This is a genomic window from Kitasatospora sp. NPDC056327 (genome assembly GCF_042261735.1).
In the GTDB taxonomy this organism is placed as follows: Bacteria; Actinomycetota; Actinomycetes; order Streptomycetales; family Streptomycetaceae; genus Kitasatospora.
The window spans coordinates 1-16,801 of sequence record NZ_JBHJRC010000182.1 but is presented as its reverse complement, the minus strand read 5'-3'; the positions used below and the strand labels follow the sequence as shown (position 1 = coordinate 16,801).

The window sequence follows — 16,801 nt, the reverse complement described above, 5'->3', positions numbered from 1 at the left end:
GCCCCGGACCCCGGCGTCCGGGGCGGCGCCCGGCGTGGTGCCCTCCCGCCCGCGCGGCCGGCTCGGTACGATCGCCGGCGGGCCGGTCGGGGGCCCGGCCGGAACCGGACCGAGGGGCACGGGGAGGACCGTTGCGCGTCGCACTGTTCGCCACCTGCGTCAACGACGCGCTGCTGCCGTCCACCGCGATCGCCACCGTCCGGCTGCTGGAACGGATCGGCCTCGACGTCGACTTCCCGGCCGCGCAGAGCTGTTGCGGCCAGCCCCAGTACAACAGCGGCTACCCGCGGGCCTGCGAACCGCTGGTCCGGCGCACCGTGCGGGCCTTCGCCGGGTACGACCACGTGGTGACGCCGTCCGGCTCCTGCGTGGCCACGGTGCGCGACGCCCACCCCCGGATCGCCGCCCGGGCCGGCGGCGGACTCGCCTCCGCCGTGGCCGCGCTGACGCCCCGGGTGCACGAACTGAGCGAGTTCCTCGTCGACGTGCTGGGCGTCGAGGACGTCGGCGCGTGGTTCCCGCACACCGTCACCTACCACCCCTCCTGCCACGGCCTGCGGCTGCTCGGCCTCGGCGACCGGCCGCTGCGGCTGCTGCGCGCCGTCCGCGGACTGGAGCTGCTCGAACTGCCGAACGCCGAGGAGTGCTGCGGCTTCGGCGGGACCTTCGCCGTGAAGAACCCGGCGGTGTCCGCGGCGATGGCCGCCGACAAGACCGCCCACGCGCTGTCCACCGGGGCCCGGGTACTCTGCGGCGGCGACAACTCCTGCCTGCTGCACCTCGGTGGCACCCTGCGCCGGCAGGGCGCGGCCCTGCGCCCGCTGCACCTGGCCGAGATCCTCGCCAGCACCGAGGCCGAACCCTGGCGGCCCGACGGTGCCCCGCCCGACGGCGGTCCCCGGCGCGCCGGCCGGTCCCGGCCGGCGCCCGCCCCCGGGAGGACCGCGTGAGCGGCACCTTCCTCGGCATGCCCGGCCTCCCCGGGACACCCTTCCCGGAGGCCGCCGCCCGGGCCACCGGGGACGCCCGGCTGCGCGCCAACCTGCGGCACGCCACCGGCACCATCCGGGAGAAGCGCGCCCGCGCCGTCGCCGAACTCGCCGACTGGGCCGAGCTGCGCGCGGCCGCCAAGGCCGTCAAGGACCACACGCTGCGCCACCTCGACCGCTACCTGGTCCAGCTGGAGCAGAACGTGACCGCCGCGGGCGGCACCGTGCACTGGGCCGCCGACTCCGGGGAGGCCAACCGGATCGTCACCGCCCTGGTCCGGGCCACCGGCGAGCGGGAGGTGGTCAAGGTCAAGTCCATGACCACCCAGGAGATCGGGCTCAACGAGGCGCTGGCCGGGGCCGGGATCGACGCCTACGAGACCGATCTCGCCGAGCTGATCGTCCAGCTGGGCGACGACCGGCCCTCGCACATCCTGGTCCCCGCGATCCACCGCAACCGCGGCGAGATCCGGGAGATCTTCGCCGACCGGATGGCCGAGTGGGGCCGCCCGGCCCCCGAGGGGCTCACCGACGCGCCCGCGGACCTCGCCGAGGCGGCCCGGCTGCACCTGCGGGAGAAGTTCCTCCGGGCCCGGGTCGCCGTCTCCGGGGCCAACTTCATGATCGCCGAGACCGGCACCCTGGTGGTCGTCGAGTCGGAGGGCAACGGACGGATGTGCCTGACCCTCCCCCGCACCCTGATCTCGGTGGTCGGCATCGAGAAGGTCCTGCCCACCTGGCGGGACCTGGAGGTCTTCCTGCAACTGCTGCCCCGCTCCGCCACCGCCGAGCGGATGAACCCCTACACCTCGCTCTGGACCGGCACCCACGGCGACGGGGACGGGCCCGCCGCGTTCCACCTGGTGCTGCTCGACAACGGCCGCACCGACGCGCTCGCCGACCGGGTCGGCCGGCAGGTGCTGCGCTGCATCCGCTGCTCGGCCTGCCTCAACGTCTGCCCGGTGTACGAGCGGGCCGGCGGGCACGCCTACGGGTCGGTCTACCCGGGACCGATCGGCGCCGTCCTGACGCCCCAACTGCGCGGCACCGCCGACCCGCTGGACGCCTCCCTGCCGTTCGCCTCGTCGCTCTGCGGGGCCTGCTACGAGGTCTGCCCGGTCGCCATCGACATCCCCGAGGTACTGGTCCACCTGCGCGAGCGGGTCGCCGCCCGGCCCGGCCACCGGCTGGAGCGCGCCGCGATGGCCGCCGCCACCCACGTCCTCGACCGCCCCGCCCTGCTGCGGGCCGCCGAACGGGCCGCCGCCCGCACCCGCCGGTTCCACCCGCGCCGCCTCCCCGGCCCCGGCCGGGCCTGGACCGACAGCCGCGAACTGCCGGCCGTCCCGCCCGAGCCGTTCCGCGACTGGTGGCGGCGGAACCGCGGATGAACGCCGCCTCCCCGCCCGGCGGTCCGGGCCCCGCCGGCTCGCGCGACCTGGTGCTCGCCCGGGTCCGCGCCGCCCTGCGGGCCGGCGGAGCGGACCGGCGGGAGGACGCCGTCCCGCGCGACTACCTGCGCAGCCACGTCCCCGCCGACGACCCCGGCGCGCTGCTCGATCTGCTGCACCGCAACCTGGCCGACTACCGCGCGCTCGTCCACCGCTGCACCCCCGAGGACCTGCCCGCGCTGATCGCCGCCCGGCTGGACGCGCGCGGCGCCCGCACGACGGCCGTCCCGCCCGGACTGCCGCCCGCCTGGCTCGCCGGCACCGGCGTCCGCGTCCTCCGGGACGACGGCCCCGGCGGGCCGCTCACCGCCGCCCGTCTGGACACGGTCGACAGCGTGCTCACCGGCTGCGCCCTGGCGATCGCCGAGACCGGCACCCTGGTGCTGGACGCCGGCCCGGCCCAGGGCCGCCGGCTGCTGACCCTCGTCCCCGACCACCACCTCTGCGTCGTGCGCGCCCACGGCCAGGTGGTCGCCTCCGTCCCCCTCGCCCTCCCCCTCCTCGACCCCGCCCGCCCGCAGACCTGGATCTCCGGGCCCTCCGCCACCAGCGACATCGAACTCACCCGCGTCGAGGGCGTCCACGGCCCCCGCACCCTGGAGGTCGTCCTGGTCACGGAGGCCGGCTGAGCACCCGGGCCGTCCGAGTGCCCGGGCCCGCCGAGTGCTCAGGCCGGGCGGAGCTCCAGGGTGCAGCACTTGGGACCGCCGCCGCCCTTGAGGAGTTCGGAGACGTCGACCGGGACCGGCTCGAAGCCCTCGTCGGCGAGGCGGGCGGCCAGCGACTTGGCGGCCTCCGGGAGCAGGACCCGGCGGCCGTCGGAGACCGCGTTGAGGCCGAACACCTCGGCGTCCTCGCGCTCGGCGAGGACGGCGTCCGGGTAGAGGCTGCGCAGCAGCGCCTGGCTGTCCGGGGTGAAGGCCTCGGGGTAGTACATGACCTGGTCGTCGGAGAGCACGGCCAGCGCGGTGTCCAGGTGGTAGAAGCGCGGGTCGACCAGGGTCAGGCTGAGCACCTGGACCCCGAACAGGGCACGGGCCTCGGCGTGCGCGGCGGGGTCGGTGCGGAAGCCGGTGCCCGCCAGCAGCCGGCGGCCGACCACCAGGTGGTCGCCCTCGCCCTCGTTGACGTGCTCCGCCCGCCGCACGTCGCGGTAGCCGGCCGCCTCGAACCAGGTCTGGTGGGCGTCGGACTCGGCGGCCCGTTCGGGGTGGCGGAAGGTCGCGACCAGCGCGCGGCCGCCGAGCACGGTGGCGCCGTTGGCCGTGTACACCATGTCCGGCAGGCCCGGCAGCGGCTCGATCAGCTCCACGGTGTGGCCGAGCCGCTCGTACAGCGCGCGCAGCCGCTCCCACTGGCGGACGGCGAGCGCGGTGTCGGTCGGCTGCGCGGGGTCCATCCAGGGGTTGATCGCGTAGTCGACGGTGAAGTACGTCGGGCGGCACATCAGGTAGCGCCGCGGCCTCGCGGTGCGCTCCGGGTACGGGTACGGCATGCGGCGACCTCCGCCGTCGGAAATTCCGGGACCGGGATACGAACGGGACCGCGCGCGGCCGGCGTTCGCCGCCGGCGCCCCGCGGTCCAGAGGGCGGCTGCCCCGGCAGCACCGTTCGCACACCCGGGCGGCCGGTCCGGGCGGCGCAGTCCCCCCGCGCACCCGGCGCACGGGGGGCGCGCACCGTCGGGGCCACGCCGCCCCGCCCGCGGCCGACCGCACGTGGCCGATCTCACGTACCGCAACCGGTCACCTACGGTGGCGTAGGTCACTTGAGAAGGTGAACCATCTCTTTCATGCCGAACCTCCAGGAGACCCTTGCCCTCGATTCGTACGTCGCCCTCGGGGACAGCTTCACCGAGGGGCTGAACGACCCCGGCTCCGGCGGCGCGTTCACCGGCTGGGCCGACCGGCTGGCGGGGCTGCTCGCCGCGGGCCGGCCGCCGGGCGGGTTCCGGTACGCCAACCTCGCGGTGCGCGGCAGACTCCTGGACCAGATCGTGGCCGAGCAGGTGCCGCAGGTCCGCCGGATCCGGCCGGACCTGGTGACCTTCTGCGCCGGCGGCAACGACATCCTGCGCCCGGGCAGCGACCCGGACGAGGTCGCCGAGCGCTTCGAGGCCGCCGTCGCCCAACTCGCCGCCGCGGCGGGGACGGTGCTCATCTGCACCGGCTTCGACACCCGCAACGTCCCGCTGTTCAAGCACCTCCGCGGGAAGATCGCCACCTACAACGGCCACATGCGGGCCGTCGCCGACCGGCACGACTGCAAGGTGGCCGACCTCTGGTCGCTGCGGGCCGTGCAGGACCGCCGTGCCTGGAGCGAGGACCGCCTGCACCTGTCCCCCGAGGGACACCAGCGGGTCGCCCTGCTGGCCGCCCGCTCGCTGGGCCTGCGCACCGCGCAGGACCCGGAGGCGCCGTGGCCCGACGCCCAGGCGCTCTCCCCCGCCGAGCAGCGCCGGGAGAACATCCACTGGGCGCGCGAGCACCTGCTGCCGTGGGTCGGCCGACGGCTGCGCGGCGAGTCCTCCGGCGACCACGTCGAGGCCAAGCGGCCCGAGCTGATGCCGCTCTGACGCGGAGTCCGGGCCCGGTGCCCCGGGTCACGCCGGACGGTCGCCGTGCTCCTGGGCCGCGGGCCCGCCGGCGGAGCGCCCGGCCGCCCTCGCCGCACCGTGGACGAGAGCGGCCAGGCCCGCACCGGCCAGGTACCAGAAGAGGTCCGGCGGATTGAAGGTGGAGCCGAGGACGAGCCGGGCGAGCGTGCTCCGCCGGGCCAGGTCGTCGGGCACGCCGGTGAGCTGGAACAGTTCGACCGCCCAGCTCGGGCCGGCCGCCCAGGCCGCCGCCGCGAGCGGTCGCAGCCGCGGCGCGACGAGCACCGCGAGCGCGTACAGCAGCACGGTGTAGAGGGCGTCCCCGGCGTACTTCGCGGTGTCCCCGCCGCCCGCCGCCCGCACGCCCAGCCCGGCTGCCACCGTCAGCACCGCCGCCGCCGCTGCCGTGCCCCGTACCGCCGCCCGCCCCCGAGGATCCGTCATCCCGGCACCCTAGCCACCCGTCCGCGGAACCCCGGTCGCCCCCCCGGAACCGGAGCCGCCCCGCTGTGCGTCCCTCCCTGCCGAAAGGCCGCTCAGGCGGCCCGGTAGCCTGCTGGCCGGCCCTTCCGGGGCCGGGTCCGCGCAGGTCGCGGGCAGGAACGACGGAGAACAGGGCGGGACGCAGTGACGCAGCTGACCGATGCGGTGGACGGGTCCGGGATACCGGCGGACACGACGGGGGCCGGGCGGGGGCCCGGGCGGCGGTTCACCGTCGAGGGCTTCGCCGCGGGCCAGGACGGCGGCGCCCGGGCCCGCGGCAAGGAACTGCGCGAGCGCACCCCGCGCGAGCGGCACGCCGGGTTCGCGCCCGCCCCCGGCCGGCCGGGCGCCGTCGAGGCGATCGAGGCCTCCAACGCCGGCCGCCTCGACGAGCTGGTGCCGATCCGGCTCGGCCGGATGGCCGCCACCCCGTTCGCCTTCCTGCGCGGCTCGGCGGGCCTGATGGCCGCCGACCTCGCCGTCACCCCGGCCAGTGGCACGCTCGCCCAGCTGTGCGGCGACGCGCACGCCGCCAACTTCGGCCTGTACGGCGACGCCCGCGGCCGGCTGGTGATGGACATCAACGACTTCGACGAGACCGTGCCCGGCCCGTGGGAGTGGGACCTCAAGCGCCTGGCCACCAGTCTGGTGCTGGCCGGCCGGGAGATCGGCGCCGACGCGGACACCGCCCGCAGGGCCGCCTTCGACGCGGTCGGCGCGTACCGCCGCACCATGCGCACGCTCGCCAAGCTGCCGGCGCTGGACGCCTGGAACGCCGTCGCGGACGAGCAGCTGGTCTCCTTCGCCCGGGCGCACGACCTGGCCGAGGTGCTGGAGAAGGTCGGTGCCAAGGCGCTCGGCAACACCAGCGCGCGCTTCGCCGCCAGGTCCACCGTCCGCGCGGCGGACGGGGGCCTGCGCTTCACCGCGGCCCCGCCGGTGCTCAGCGAGGTGCCGGACGCCACCGCCGGGGCCGTCGCCGCCGCGCTCGGCCCCTACGTGCGCACCGTGCCGGCCGAGCTGCACCCGTTGCTCTCCCGCTACCGGGTGCAGGACGTGGCGTTCCGGGTGGTGGGCACCGGCAGCGTCGGCACCCGCTCGTACGTCGTACTGCTGACCGACCACCGCGAGCAGCCGCTGGTGCTCCAGGTCAAGGAGGCCCGCGCGTCGGTGCTGCTGCCGCACCTGGCCCGGGCCGGGTACCCGGTGACCGCTCCGGACGGGCACGAGGGCCGCCGGGTGGTGCTCGGCCAGAAGCGGATGCAGGTGGTCAGCGACACCCTGCTCGGCTGGACCACGGTGGACGGACTCCCCTACCAGGTGCGGCAGTTCCGCAACCGCAAGGGCAGCGTCGACCCGGCGGCGCTGCTGCCCGCCCAGCTCGACGACTACGCCCGGATCACCGGCGCCCTGCTCGCCCGCGCCCACTCGCACACCGCCGACCCCGGAGTCATCAGCGGCTACTGCGGCAAGAGCGAGGCGCTGGACGAGGCGGTCGCCGGGTTCGCGGTGGCGTACGCGGACCGCACCGAGGCGGACCACGCCGACCTGGTGGCGGCGATCCGGGCGGGCCGGCTCCCGGCCGAGCACGGCGTCTGAGGGCCGGGCCACGGGGCCGGCGGCCAGCCCCGGCGCTCAGCCGGACGCCCGCGTCCCCTCCGCCCGGCTGCCCCCCGGCGGCGTCCCCGCCGGGGACCCGCCGTCCCCGGCCCGACCGCCCCCGGAGAGACCGTCCCCGGGGCGGCCGCCGCCGGACGCCCCGCCCGTGGACGTCCCGGGAGCCGCCGCCTCCGGGGGCGCGCCGCCGGAGGCCGCGTCCAGGGCCGCGAGCACCCGCGCCGACTCCTCGCGCGCCGTCGCCCGGCCGGCCAGCACCGAGGCCACCACGGCCAGCGCCGCCACCGCCGCGCAGACGCCGCTCGCCCAGGCGTACGCCGCCCGGTGCCCGCCGCCACCGCCGGTCGCCCGCAGATAGACGCCGGAGAGCGCCGAGACCCCGACCGCCGCCGCGATCCGCTGCGCCATCTGCAGGATCGCCCCGCCCACCCCGGCCGCCTCGGCCGGCGCGTGCCGCAGCACGAACGCCTGGTTGGAGGCCGACATCAGCCCGATCGAGGTGCCGCCCAGCAGTTGCAGCAGCGCGAGCAGCCAGGGCAGCGAGCCGGTCGGCGCCCAGTGCGCGACCAGCCCGCCGGCCAGCATCACCAGCGCCGAGCCGCACATGGCGGCGGTGACCGTCCGGTGGCCGAAGCGCTGCACCACCCGCCAGGCGAACGCCGAGGCGAAGCCCATGGCGACCGCCGAGGGCAGCGCCACCAGGGCCGCGCCCATCGGCGACAGCCCGAGGCCGTCCTGGAGGAACATGGTCAGCACCAGTCCGGCCGCCAGCGAGGAGCCGAACTGGGCCATCGCCACCGCCGTCCCCAGCGCGTACGGCGCCGAACGGGTCAGCGCCGGGTGGATCAGCGGATGGCCGCCGCGCCGGGCGTAGCGGCGCTGCCACCCGGCGAGGGCACCGAGCAGCACGGCCGCCGCGGCGGCGAAGCCGGCCCAGCCGGCCCAGCCGGGCGGCCGGACGAACGGCAGCATCAGCGCCAGGGTCAGTGCGGCGACCAGCAGCAGCCCGACCAGGTCGAGGTCCGCGTGCCGGGCCCGGGGGCTCGGGCGCGGCAGGTGACGGGCGGCCAGGACCACGGTCGCGAGTCCGAAGGGGACGTTGAGCAGGAAGGTCAGCCGCCAGCCGTACTCCGGCCCGACCGCCGCGATCACCGCGCCGCCGACCGGTGGGCCGAGCGCGAAGGCCAGGCCGCCGGTGACCGCGTACATCCCGAGCGCGCGGGCCCGCAACTGGCCGCGGAAGACGTCCTGGAGGGTGCCGATCATCTGGGAGTTGACGAGTCCGGCGCCGGTGCCCTGGAGCAGCCGGGCGGCGACCAGCACCCACGGTTCGGTGGCCGTCGCGGAGAGCAGGCTGACGACGGTGAACAGGGCCAGCCCGCCGACGAAGAACCACTTGCGGCCCCGGACGTCGCCGAGCCGCCCGCCGGGGATCAGCGCCAGCCCGAAGGCGAGCGAGTAGCCGGCCACGATCCACTGCAGGTGCGCGGGCTGGGCGTGCAGCGACTCGCGCAGCGCGGGGATCGAGGTGTTGAGCACCGACTGGTCGACGAGGGTGGTGAAACCGCCCGCGACGCAGACCAGCAGCACCCGCCGCCCGGCCGCGTCGAACCTCTCCTTGACCGGTGGCGCCGGTATCGCCCCGGGCGTGCTCACGGCTCGACCACCACCAGCGCGTACCGGGCCTCGGCCGGGCCGGGGCAGCGGAACCGGGTGGTCTCGGCGACGAAGCGCAGGCAGTCCCCGGCCTCCAGCAGTTCCTCGGCGCCGTCGACGGTCATCGCCAGCCGGCCCTCCAGCAGCCAGAGGTGGTGTTCCCGTCCGGTGTCGCACGGCTTGTCGTAGGCGATGTCGGCACCGGCCGGCAGGCGGCCCTCGACGACCTCGGCCCGCAGCGAGCCGTGCGGCGGCGAGACGGAGCGCCGGACGAAACCGGTCGTGTCGTCCCGCCAGACGCGCTGGTCCCCGGCGCGCACCAGCCGGGCCGGGGCCGCCTCGACCTCGGCGAGCAGCCGCGACATGCTCCGTCCGTACACCGCGCAGAGCCGTCCGAGCAGGGCCGCCGTCGGGCTCACCTCCGCCCGCTCGACCCGTGACAACGTCGAGCGGCTGACGTCGGCCCGCCGTGCCAGCTCCTCCAGCGTCCACCCGCGTTCGACCCGCAACTCCGCGAGCCGCTGCGCCAGCCGCTCGTCGGCGGCCGTCTCGATTCCCATATCCGTGATGCTATCCCGGATCCGGGACGGGCCCCCGGGGCGCTCCACGGGGTCCCGGGGTCACCGGGGTCGCCCGGACCCGCGGGCGCCCCGCGGGCCGCCGGGCCCGCGCCCGCGCGTGCGCTCCGGCGGAACCGGCGCGGTACCGGCGGATGTCCTGCCAGGAGGCGGCCGAGCCGAACCGGCCCCCGGTGGCCCCCGGTGGCCGCCGGGGATTCCGGAGCGACCGGCCGACGATCATATGATGTGCGCGATCACGGGCCGGGAGGCCCACGCGAAACACGGGGGAACCACAATGTTCGGCATCATCAGACCGTGCCGCCACGGCCTCTCCGAGCGCTTGCGGGCGAGCTGGACGGCCCACCTCTGCGGGCTCTGCCTCGCCCTGCGGGACGACCACGGGCAGTTGGCGCGGACCGCCACCAACTACGACGGCCTGATCATCTCGGTGCTGGTCGAGGCGCAGTCCGCCGCCGGGGACGGCGCCGGCCGCCGGACCGCCGGACCGTGCCCGCTGCGCGGCATGCGGACGGCCTCCGTCGCCCGGGGCGAGGGGGCCCGGCTGGCCGCCGCCGTCTCGCTGGCCCTCGCCTCGGTGAAGATCCGCGACCACGTCGAGGACCGGGACGGCGTGTTCGCCCGGCGGTCCGTCGCGGCGGGCGCCCGGGCGGTCACCCGCCGCTGGGACCGCCGGAGCGCCGGCAGCGCCTCGGTGGTCGGCTTCGACACCGCCGTGCTGCTCGACGCGGCCGCCCGCCAGGGCGAACTGGAGCGCGCGCTGCCGGCCGGCGGGTCGGTCCTGCTGGTCACCGAGCCCACCGAGACCGCCACCGCCGCCGCCTTCGCGCACACCGCCGCGCTGGCCGGGCGGCCCGGGAACGCGGCCCCGCTGGCCGAGGCCGGACGGCTGTTCGGACGGCTCGCGCACCTGCTGGACGCCGCCGAGGACCAGTCGGCCGACGCCGCGAGCGGCGCCTGGAACCCGCTCACCGCCACCGGCACCGACCGCGCCGAGGCCGAACGCCTCTGCCGGGATGCCGTGCACGGCATCCGGCTGGCGCTCAAGGACGTCGAACTGACCGACCGCGCGCTGGTGCACGTGCTGCTCGCCCACGAACCCGGACGCGCTGTAGACCGGGTCTTCGGCCACGCCGGTCACACCGACTGCCGGGTCCGGGCGGAGGACGGCACCCGGACCACGGACGGCACCCCGCTCGCCGGCAACCCGTACCAGGCACCGCCGCGCCACGACCCGAACCAGCCCCCGCCGCAGGCCCCCGGCGGCCCCGTCCCGCCGTGGGTGCCGCAGGGCCCCGGCTTCACCCCGCCCGGCGGCCCGCCGCCCGGCCGCCGCAACCTGCTGGCCGGCTGCGCGGTCTGGGCGCTGATGGGCTGCACCTGCCAGTTGCTCTGCTGCGAGCACGACCACCCGTTCAGCGGCGAGCGCCGCGAGGGCTTCTGCGCCCGGCACGAGTGCTGCGACTGCGGGAACTGCTGCGACGCCTGCCAGTGCTGCGGGGAGAACGCCGACTGCTGCGGCGGCTGCTGTGACGGCTGCGGCTGCGACGGGTGCGGCTGCGACTGCTGACCGCCCGCCCCGGCGGGCCCGCCCACAGGTGGAGCCGCCCCCGGTCCGACGGCATGCCGAAGGCCGGGCCGGCTCCATCTCGCGGCGTACCCCCGGTCCCCCGGCGGACCGACGTGCCGTGACCCGCGGCGAACCTAACGTGGCGTCATGTCCAAGACCCCACGTCGGCGTTCCGCCGCCCTGACGATCCTCTCCACCGCCCTGGTGCTGGCCCTCGCGGGCCCGGCCGCCGCCGTCACCGGCACACCCTCCGCGACCGCCGCCGCCGCGGCCGCCGCCCACGGCACCACGGGCGTGCCCGTCCCCGCCCCGACCGTCCACCGGCCGGTCGGGACGTCCTCGGCGCATCTGGTCGACCCGAGCCGGACCGAGCCCTGGCGCCCGGACGGCACCGCGGCCCGGGAACTGATGGTCACCTTCTGGTACCCGGCCGTCCGGGCGCACGGACCGCGCCCGCCCTATCTGTCGCCGGAGCTCTCCGAGATCTTCTACCGCACGACCGAACCGTCCACGGTCCGGGTCAACGCCGTGACGGGCGCCCGGCCCGCCCCCGGCCGGCACCCCCTGGTGCTGCTCTCCCCCGGCTACGGCATGAGCCGGACCTCGCTCACCGCCCTCGGCGAGGAACTCGCCGCCCGGGGCTACGCGGTGGCCGCCGTCGACCACACCCACGAGACCTGGGTGCAGTTCCCCGACGGCCGCGTCGAGGGGTGCCTGTCCTGCGGCCACGAGAACGAGCCGGACTTCGGCGAGCGGTCCTCCCGGATCCGCGCGGCCGACCTGCGGTTCGTCCTCGACCGGATCACCGCACCGGGCGGCGGGCCGGTCCGCGGGCTCACCGTGGACGCCTCGCGCGTCGCGGCCGCCGGGCACTCGCTGGGTGGCGCGGGCTCCCTGGAGGCGATGCGCCAGGACCCGCGCATCAAGGCCGCCGCCAACCTGGACGGCACCGTCTTCATCCCGCCCGGGGACGCCGGCGGGCGCCCGGTCCTGCTGTTCAGCGCCGCACTCGGCGGCAGCGAGGCCGCGACCCGGAACTGGGAGGACACCTGGAGCCCGCTCACCGGTCCCCGCTACTGGGTGGACCTGCCGGCCGCCGGGCACCTCTCGTTCTCGGACAGCCACTGGGTGGTCGACGACCTCGGTCTGCGCGACCGCTACACGCCGCAGGAGCTACTGGAGGCCTTCGGCACCGCCGCCGGCGACCGCGCGCTCGCCGCCACCCGCGCCTACCTGGGCGCGTTCCTCGACCGGCACCTGCGCGGCCGCGCGGCCCCACTGCTCGACCGGCCGTCGCCGGCCTTCCCCGAGGTCCGCTTCGCCAAGTAGCGGACCGGGCGGGGCGGTCCGGCCCGGGCCGTCCGCCCGCGCGCCGCGCTGCCACAGCGGCAGCACCTCGACGCGCGCGGCCGGGCGGCGCTCATCCCTCACGGCCAGCCCCCGTTCCCGCCCCGACCGCCGCCACGCCGCGGCGGTCGGCCGCCAGCGACTCCTCCAGCCGGGCCAGCAGCACCCGGAAGCGGTCCGTGTCCTCGGCCGTCATCCGGCCGCCCTCGGCCGGAGCCCGCACGCCCCGGTCCCCCGTCGTTCCCTCGTTCATGCCCCGACGCTACGCCGTGACGATCAACGCCGGATAAACGGAAGGATTCCGGCCGTCCTCCGCGAGGCCACGGCCGTCCCGGGGGGGAACCGTCAGGCGCGGCCCAGTACCCGGTCCACCGCGATTTCGAGGACCACCCGGTCCGGGTTGACGCGGGGCTCGCGGTAGCGCTCGGCGTACCGCCGCTCCGCCTCCGCCACGGCCTCCGGCGCGTCCCGGACCACGGCCACGCCCTCCAGCGTCGACCAGCGCGCCCGTTCCACCTGGCAGACCGCCACCCGCTGCCCCGGCTCACCGGCCGCCAGGACGTTGCGCACCTTCCGGCTGGTCCGGCTGCTGATCACCCGCGCGATCCCGGTCTCCGGATCGAACGTCACCCCCACCGGGACCACGTGCGGCGAGCCGTCCGGCCGCCGGGTCGTCAGGGTGGAGATGTGCCGCTCCCGCCAGAAGGCGAGGAAGGCGTCGTCGAGCGCGCGCGGGTCGTGGGCCATGACCGCGATCGTACGTCCCCGGGCCGGACGGGCCGCCGCCGGGCCCGGGGACGCGACCGTGCTCAGTGACCGCGGGCGAGCCACTCCGGCAGGGCCGGGGCCTCGGCGCCGATCGTGGTCGGGTCGCCGTGACCGGTGCGCACCACCGTCTCGGCGGGCAGCGTCAGCAGCCGCTCGCGGATCGAGTCGATGATGGTCGGGAAGTGCGAGAACGAGCGGCCGGTGGCACCCGGGCCGCCGTGGAACAGGGTGTCGCCGGTGAACACCGTGCCCAGGTCCGCGGCGTACAGGCAGACGGCGCCCGGGGCGTGGCCCGGGGTGTGCAGGACCGTCAGCGCGGTGCCCGCCACCTCGATCCGCTGCCCGTCGGCGAGTTCGCCGTCGGGGAGCCGGTCGGGGTGGGTGAGCTTCCACAGCGGCAGGTCGTCCGGGTGGAGCAGGACCGGCGCACCGGTGCGCTCGGCCAGCTCCGGGGCGGCGCCGACGTGGTCGTTGTGCGCGTGGGTGGAGACGATCGCGAGCAGCCTGCGGCCGCCCAGCGCCGCCTCGATCGCGGCGGCGTCGTGCGCCGCGTCGATCACCACCGCCTCGGTGTCGTCACCGACGATCCAGACGTTGTTCTCCACCTCCCAGCTGCCGCCGTCGAGTTCGAAGGTGCCGGCGGTGACCAGCCGGTCGATCCGCGGGGTCCGGCCGCTCACAGGACCACCACCGAGCGGAGCACGTCGCCGTGGTGCATGCGCTCGAACGCCTGCTCCACTGCGTCCAGTCCGATGGTCTCGCTGACGAACGCGCCCAGGTCCAGCCGGCCCTGGAGGTAGAGGTCGATCAGCATCGGGAAGTCCCGCGAGGGCAGGCAGTCGCCGTACCAGGAGGACTTCAGCGCGCCGCCGCGCCCGAACACGTCGAGCAGCGGGAGCTCCAGCTTCATCTCGGGCGTCGGCACGCCGACCAGGACCACGGTGCCGGCCAGGTCGCGGGCGTAGAAGGCCTGCTGGTACGTCTCCGGGCGGCCGACCGCCTCGACCACGACGTCCGCGCCGTGACCGCCGGTCAGCTCGCGGATCGCCTCCACCGCGTCGGTGGACTTCGAGTTGACGGTGTGGGTGGCGCCGAGCTTCTCGGCGGTGGCGAGCTTGCGGTCGTCGATGTCCACCGCGATGACCTTCGACGCGCCGGCCAGCCGGGAGCCCAGCACGGCCGCACCGCCGACGCCGCCGCAGCCGATCACGGCGACCGTGTCGCCGCGGCCGACGTTGCCGGTGTTGATCGCCGCGCCCAGGCCCGCCATCACACCGCAGCCGAGCAGACCGGCGACGGCCGGATCGGCGGCCGGGTCGACCTTGGTGCACTGGCCGGCGGCGACCAGGGTCTTCTCCGCGAAGGCACCGATGCCCAGCGCGGGGGACAGCTCGGTGCCGTCGAGCAGCGTCATCTTCTGCTTGGCGTTGTGGGTGTCGAAGCAGTACTGCGGACGCCCGCGCCTGCAGGCGCGGCACTGACCGCAGACCGCGCGCCAGTTGAGCACCACGAAGTCACCGGGCGCGACCTCGGTGACGCCCTCGCCGACCGTCTCCACGATGCCGGCGGCCTCGTGGCCCAGGAGGAACGGGAACTCGTCGTTGATCCCGCCCTCGCGGTAGTGCAGATCGGTGTGACACACGCCGCAGGCCTGGATCCGCACCACCGCCTCGCCCGGCCCGGGGTCGGGCACGACGATGGTCGTCACCTCCACGGGCGCGCCCTTGGCGCGTGCGACGACTGCCTTGACCTGCTGGGCCATCCGGTTCCACCTCCGTCGGCCGGTGCGCCCTCGCACCGGCACGGCCTGCGTTCCCGCCGCCCGGAACGGACCGCGGACGAGTCGGGGGACTCGCCCCCGCAGCGTAACGTCCGGTGCGGGGGCGCACCGGACAACGCCCCTGGTGATCCGCCTCACCGGCCGGGCGGAGGACGTCGCCGGGCCGCCCCGGCGACCCTCCGCACCGCGCCCCCGGGGCGCGCGGCCGACGGCACGCGCCGCCCGCCGCCGCCACGGCCCCACCGGTCGCCGTCCGCCCCGGCGTTGGCTGGAATCGTCGCTGACTGTGGCCCCCCGCCCACGTACGGTCGAAACCGACCCGACCCGCCCGGCGCACCCGTCCACGAGCCGCCCGTCACCCGCGCACCGCCCGGATCCGCCCCCGCCGGCCGCCGCCCCCGCGGCCACCGCCCTGGAGTCTGGAGTACGGATGTCCGCCGAGATCAGTGCCACCGGTGCCGCCGCCGGCACCGTCCCGAGCCCCGGCCCGGCCGGGGCCGTCCTGCCGCCGCTGCACTGTCTGCGTCTGCTCGAACCCGGCCCGCCCCGGCTGGCCGCCCTGCCCACCGGCACCCCGGTCTGGCTGATCAGCCGCCACTCCGAGGTCCGGCAGGTGCTCACCGACCCGCGCCTGGGCCGCGCCGCGCTGTACGAGCCGGACGCCCCGCCGATCGTCCTCACCCCGAACATCCTCGACGACCCGGCCTCGATGCTGAACATCGACGGCGTCGAGCACCAGCGGCTGCGGCGCACCGTGCAGCGCGCGTTCACCCCCCGGGCGATCGCCCGCTGGCGCCCCTGGGTGGCCTCCGTGGTCGAGGGACTGATCGACGAGCTGATCGACCGCGGCTCGCCCGCCGACATCGTCGCCGCCTACACCCGCCCGCTGCCGATCGCCGTGATCGGCCGGCTGATGGACCTGGACGGGCTCGACGGCAAGCGCCTGGAGCACTGGAGCGACCACGCGCTGTCCACCTCCGCGTACTCCGCCGGGGCGATCGCGGCGGCGATGGTCGAGTTCGCCGGCTTCGGCGCCGAGGTGATCGCCGAGCGGCGGGCCGCGCCCGGCGACGACCTGGTCAGCAGCCTGCTCGCGGCCGCCGCCGACACCCCCGGGGTCACCGAGGCGCAGATCGTCACGCTCGTCATCGGCCTGGTGGTGGCCGGGCACGAGACCACCATGACGGCGCTCGGCAACGCGCTGGTCTACCTGCTCGGCGACGGCCGGGACGCCTGGCGGCAGCTCGCCTCGGACGAGCAGAGCGCGGCCGCCGCCACCGAACAGCTGCTGCGCGCCGTGCCGCTGGGCGACTCCGACGCGCTGCCCGGTCTGCTGCGGCGCGCGGTCGAGGACGTCGAGATCGGCGGGGTGCGGATCCCCGCCGGGAGCGTGGTCGCCGCCGACGTCGGCACCGCCAACACCGACCCCGGGGTGTTCACCGGGGACCTGCTGACCGAGCTGTTCTCCCCGCTCGCCGCGCCGATGTACACCTTCGGTGCCGGGCCGCACCACTGCCTGGGCGCGTGGCTGGCCCGGATGGAGCTGGAACTCGCGCTGCACCGGCTGGCCCGGCGGCTGCCGGCGCTGCGGCTCGCCGAGGCGACGGAGGCCCTGGACTGGCGGCGCGGTCTGCTGACCCGCAGCCCGCAGCGTCTGCGGGTGGCCTGGTGACGGATCCGCGGACCCCGCTCGCCGTCATCGTCCAGGTCGACCGCGACCGGTGCATCGGCTCCGGGATGTGCGCGAGCACCGCGCCCGGCTCGCTGACCCTCGGCGCCGACGGACTCGCGCGCCCGCTGCGCGAACAGCCCACCGGTGCCGCCGGGGAACCGCTGACCCCGGAGCTGGCCGACGCCGTCGACTTCTGTCCGGTGGAGGCGCTCACCCTGTACGGGGCCCGGGACGGCCGCCGGATCAGCCCGGCCGGCTGACCGCGCCGCCCACGGCGCCGCGCCCCGTCCGGCGC

General features: G+C 76.7%; 17 protein-coding genes. 9 read left to right on the top strand and 8 right to left on the bottom strand.

Translation table 11 applies throughout. The features are described 5' to 3' along the window. Nucleotides 1-131: 131 nt before the first annotated feature. The 3 genes from ACFCX4_RS24065 to ACFCX4_RS24055 are packed head-to-tail and all read left to right on the top strand — an operon-like array spanning nt 132 to nt 3,069. Entirely contained in the window at nt 132-950 is an 819-nt protein-coding gene (locus ACFCX4_RS24065; protein WP_376145841.1) for a (Fe-S)-binding protein, read from the top strand. Further along, nucleotides 947-2,380 (top strand): lactate utilization protein B, encoded by a 1,434-nt coding sequence (locus ACFCX4_RS24060; protein ID WP_376145839.1) that lies wholly within the window; start codon nt 947-949, stop codon nt 2,378-2,380. Before ACFCX4_RS24065 ends, ACFCX4_RS24060 begins: the two co-directional genes overlap by 4 nt. Further along, the gene (locus tag ACFCX4_RS24055; RefSeq protein ID WP_376145836.1) at nt 2,377-3,069 is read left to right on the top strand and encodes a lactate utilization protein C; all 693 of its coding nucleotides are present in this window, start codon (nt 2,377-2,379) and stop codon (nt 3,067-3,069) included. The genes ACFCX4_RS24060 and ACFCX4_RS24055 overlap by 4 nt, the downstream gene beginning before the upstream one ends. A gap of 38 nt (nt 3,070-3,107) precedes the next feature. Here the strand turns inward: ACFCX4_RS24055 and ddaH are convergent, their stop codons facing one another. Continuing rightward, a complete protein-coding gene (gene ddaH, locus ACFCX4_RS24050) occupies nt 3,108-3,935 on the bottom strand; it encodes a dimethylargininase (protein ID WP_376145833.1) in 828 nt (275 codons plus the stop codon). Between the two features lie 296 nt (nt 3,936-4,231). Here ddaH and ACFCX4_RS24045 point away from each other — a divergent pair, with 296 nt between their 5' ends. Further along, nucleotides 4,232-5,014 (top strand): SGNH/GDSL hydrolase family protein, encoded by a 783-nt coding sequence (locus ACFCX4_RS24045; protein WP_376145830.1) that lies wholly within the window; start codon nt 4,232-4,234, stop codon nt 5,012-5,014. Between the two features lie 27 nt (nt 5,015-5,041). Here the strand turns inward: ACFCX4_RS24045 and ACFCX4_RS24040 are convergent, their stop codons facing one another. Then, nucleotides 5,042-5,479, bottom strand: a complete 438-nt coding sequence (locus ACFCX4_RS24040) for a DUF2809 domain-containing protein (RefSeq protein ID WP_376145827.1) — start codon at nt 5,477-5,479, stop codon at nt 5,042-5,044. Nucleotides 5,480-5,662: 183 nt separating this feature from the next. Between ACFCX4_RS24040 and ACFCX4_RS24035 the strand changes: the two genes are divergently transcribed. Then, the gene (locus ACFCX4_RS24035; RefSeq protein WP_376145824.1) at nt 5,663-7,117 is read left to right on the top strand and encodes a DUF2252 domain-containing protein; all 1,455 of its coding nucleotides are present in this window, start codon (nt 5,663-5,665) and stop codon (nt 7,115-7,117) included. Nucleotides 7,118-7,153: 36 nt separating this feature from the next. Here the strand turns inward: ACFCX4_RS24035 and ACFCX4_RS24030 are convergent, their stop codons facing one another. Next, complete coding sequence (locus tag ACFCX4_RS24030) at nt 7,154-8,791, bottom strand: MFS transporter (RefSeq protein WP_376145821.1); 1,638 nt, start codon at nt 8,789-8,791, stop codon at nt 7,154-7,156. Continuing rightward, on the bottom strand, nt 8,788-9,351 hold the full coding sequence (locus tag ACFCX4_RS24025) for a helix-turn-helix domain-containing protein (protein ID WP_376145818.1): 564 nt from the start codon (nt 9,349-9,351) through the stop codon (nt 8,788-8,790). Before ACFCX4_RS24025 ends, ACFCX4_RS24030 begins: the two co-directional genes overlap by 4 nt. Before the next feature lie 295 nt (nt 9,352-9,646). Between ACFCX4_RS24025 and ACFCX4_RS24020 the strand changes: the two genes are divergently transcribed. After that, the gene (locus ACFCX4_RS24020; protein WP_376145815.1) at nt 9,647-10,939 is read left to right on the top strand and encodes a DUF5685 family protein; all 1,293 of its coding nucleotides are present in this window, start codon (nt 9,647-9,649) and stop codon (nt 10,937-10,939) included. A 147-nt stretch (nt 10,940-11,086) separates the two neighbouring features. Then, entirely contained in the window at nt 11,087-12,268 is a 1,182-nt protein-coding gene (locus ACFCX4_RS24015) for an alpha/beta hydrolase family protein (protein ID WP_376145812.1), read from the top strand. Nucleotides 12,269-12,359: 91 nt separating this feature from the next. Here the strand turns inward: ACFCX4_RS24015 and ACFCX4_RS24010 are convergent, their stop codons facing one another. From ACFCX4_RS24010 to ACFCX4_RS23995, 4 genes are all read right to left on the bottom strand, one after another. After that, nucleotides 12,360-12,539: a hypothetical protein gene (locus ACFCX4_RS24010; protein ID WP_376145810.1), complete on the bottom strand. Its 180-nt coding sequence runs from the start codon at nt 12,537-12,539 to the stop codon at nt 12,360-12,362. Between the two features lie 92 nt (nt 12,540-12,631). Beyond that, a complete protein-coding gene (locus ACFCX4_RS24005) occupies nt 12,632-13,033 on the bottom strand; it encodes a pyridoxamine 5'-phosphate oxidase family protein (RefSeq protein ID WP_376145807.1) in 402 nt (133 codons plus the stop codon). 62 nt (nt 13,034-13,095) lie between these two features. Continuing rightward, nucleotides 13,096-13,734, bottom strand: a complete 639-nt coding sequence (locus ACFCX4_RS24000) for an MBL fold metallo-hydrolase (protein WP_376145804.1) — start codon at nt 13,732-13,734, stop codon at nt 13,096-13,098. Further along, the gene (locus ACFCX4_RS23995; protein WP_376145801.1) at nt 13,731-14,816 is read right to left on the bottom strand and encodes an S-(hydroxymethyl)mycothiol dehydrogenase; all 1,086 of its coding nucleotides are present in this window, start codon (nt 14,814-14,816) and stop codon (nt 13,731-13,733) included. Before ACFCX4_RS23995 ends, ACFCX4_RS24000 begins: the two co-directional genes overlap by 4 nt. Before the next feature lie 448 nt (nt 14,817-15,264). On the opposite strand from ACFCX4_RS23995, the gene ACFCX4_RS23990 reads away from it, so the two are divergent. Both ACFCX4_RS23990 and ACFCX4_RS23985 read left to right on the top strand, forming a co-directional pair. Continuing rightward, entirely contained in the window at nt 15,265-16,506 is a 1,242-nt protein-coding gene (locus ACFCX4_RS23990) for a cytochrome P450 (RefSeq protein WP_376145798.1), read from the top strand. After that, nucleotides 16,503-16,766 carry a ferredoxin gene (locus ACFCX4_RS23985; protein ID WP_376145795.1) on the top strand — a complete coding sequence of 88 codons (264 nt, stop codon included), beginning with the start codon at nt 16,503-16,505 and terminating at the stop codon, nt 16,764-16,766. The genes ACFCX4_RS23990 and ACFCX4_RS23985 overlap by 4 nt, the downstream gene beginning before the upstream one ends. The last annotated feature ends 35 nt before the right edge of the window (nt 16,767-16,801 follow it).

Coding starts and splice junctions, on each gene's coding strand:
- ACFCX4_RS23990 (WP_376145798.1), top strand. CDS start 15,265: ATGTCCGCCGAGATCAGTGCCACCGGTGCCGCCGCCGGCACCGTCCCG.
- ACFCX4_RS24005 (WP_376145807.1), bottom strand. CDS start 13,033: ATGGCCCACGACCCGCGCGCGCTCGACGACGCCTTCCTCGCCTTCTGG.
- ACFCX4_RS24015 (WP_376145812.1), top strand. CDS start 11,087: ATGTCCAAGACCCCACGTCGGCGTTCCGCCGCCCTGACGATCCTCTCC.
- ACFCX4_RS24055 (WP_376145836.1), top strand. CDS start 2,377: ATGAACGCCGCCTCCCCGCCCGGCGGTCCGGGCCCCGCCGGCTCGCGC.
- ddaH (WP_376145833.1), bottom strand. CDS start 3,935: ATGCCGTACCCGTACCCGGAGCGCACCGCGAGGCCGCGGCGCTACCTG.
- ACFCX4_RS24025 (WP_376145818.1), bottom strand. CDS start 9,351: ATGGGAATCGAGACGGCCGCCGACGAGCGGCTGGCGCAGCGGCTCGCG.
- ACFCX4_RS24045 (WP_376145830.1), top strand. CDS start 4,232: ATGCCGAACCTCCAGGAGACCCTTGCCCTCGATTCGTACGTCGCCCTC.
- ACFCX4_RS24010 (WP_376145810.1), bottom strand. CDS start 12,539: ATGAACGAGGGAACGACGGGGGACCGGGGCGTGCGGGCTCCGGCCGAG.
- ACFCX4_RS24040 (WP_376145827.1), bottom strand. CDS start 5,479: ATGACGGATCCTCGGGGGCGGGCGGCGGTACGGGGCACGGCAGCGGCG.
- ACFCX4_RS23995 (WP_376145801.1), bottom strand. CDS start 14,816: ATGGCCCAGCAGGTCAAGGCAGTCGTCGCACGCGCCAAGGGCGCGCCC.
- ACFCX4_RS24020 (WP_376145815.1), top strand. CDS start 9,647: ATGTTCGGCATCATCAGACCGTGCCGCCACGGCCTCTCCGAGCGCTTG.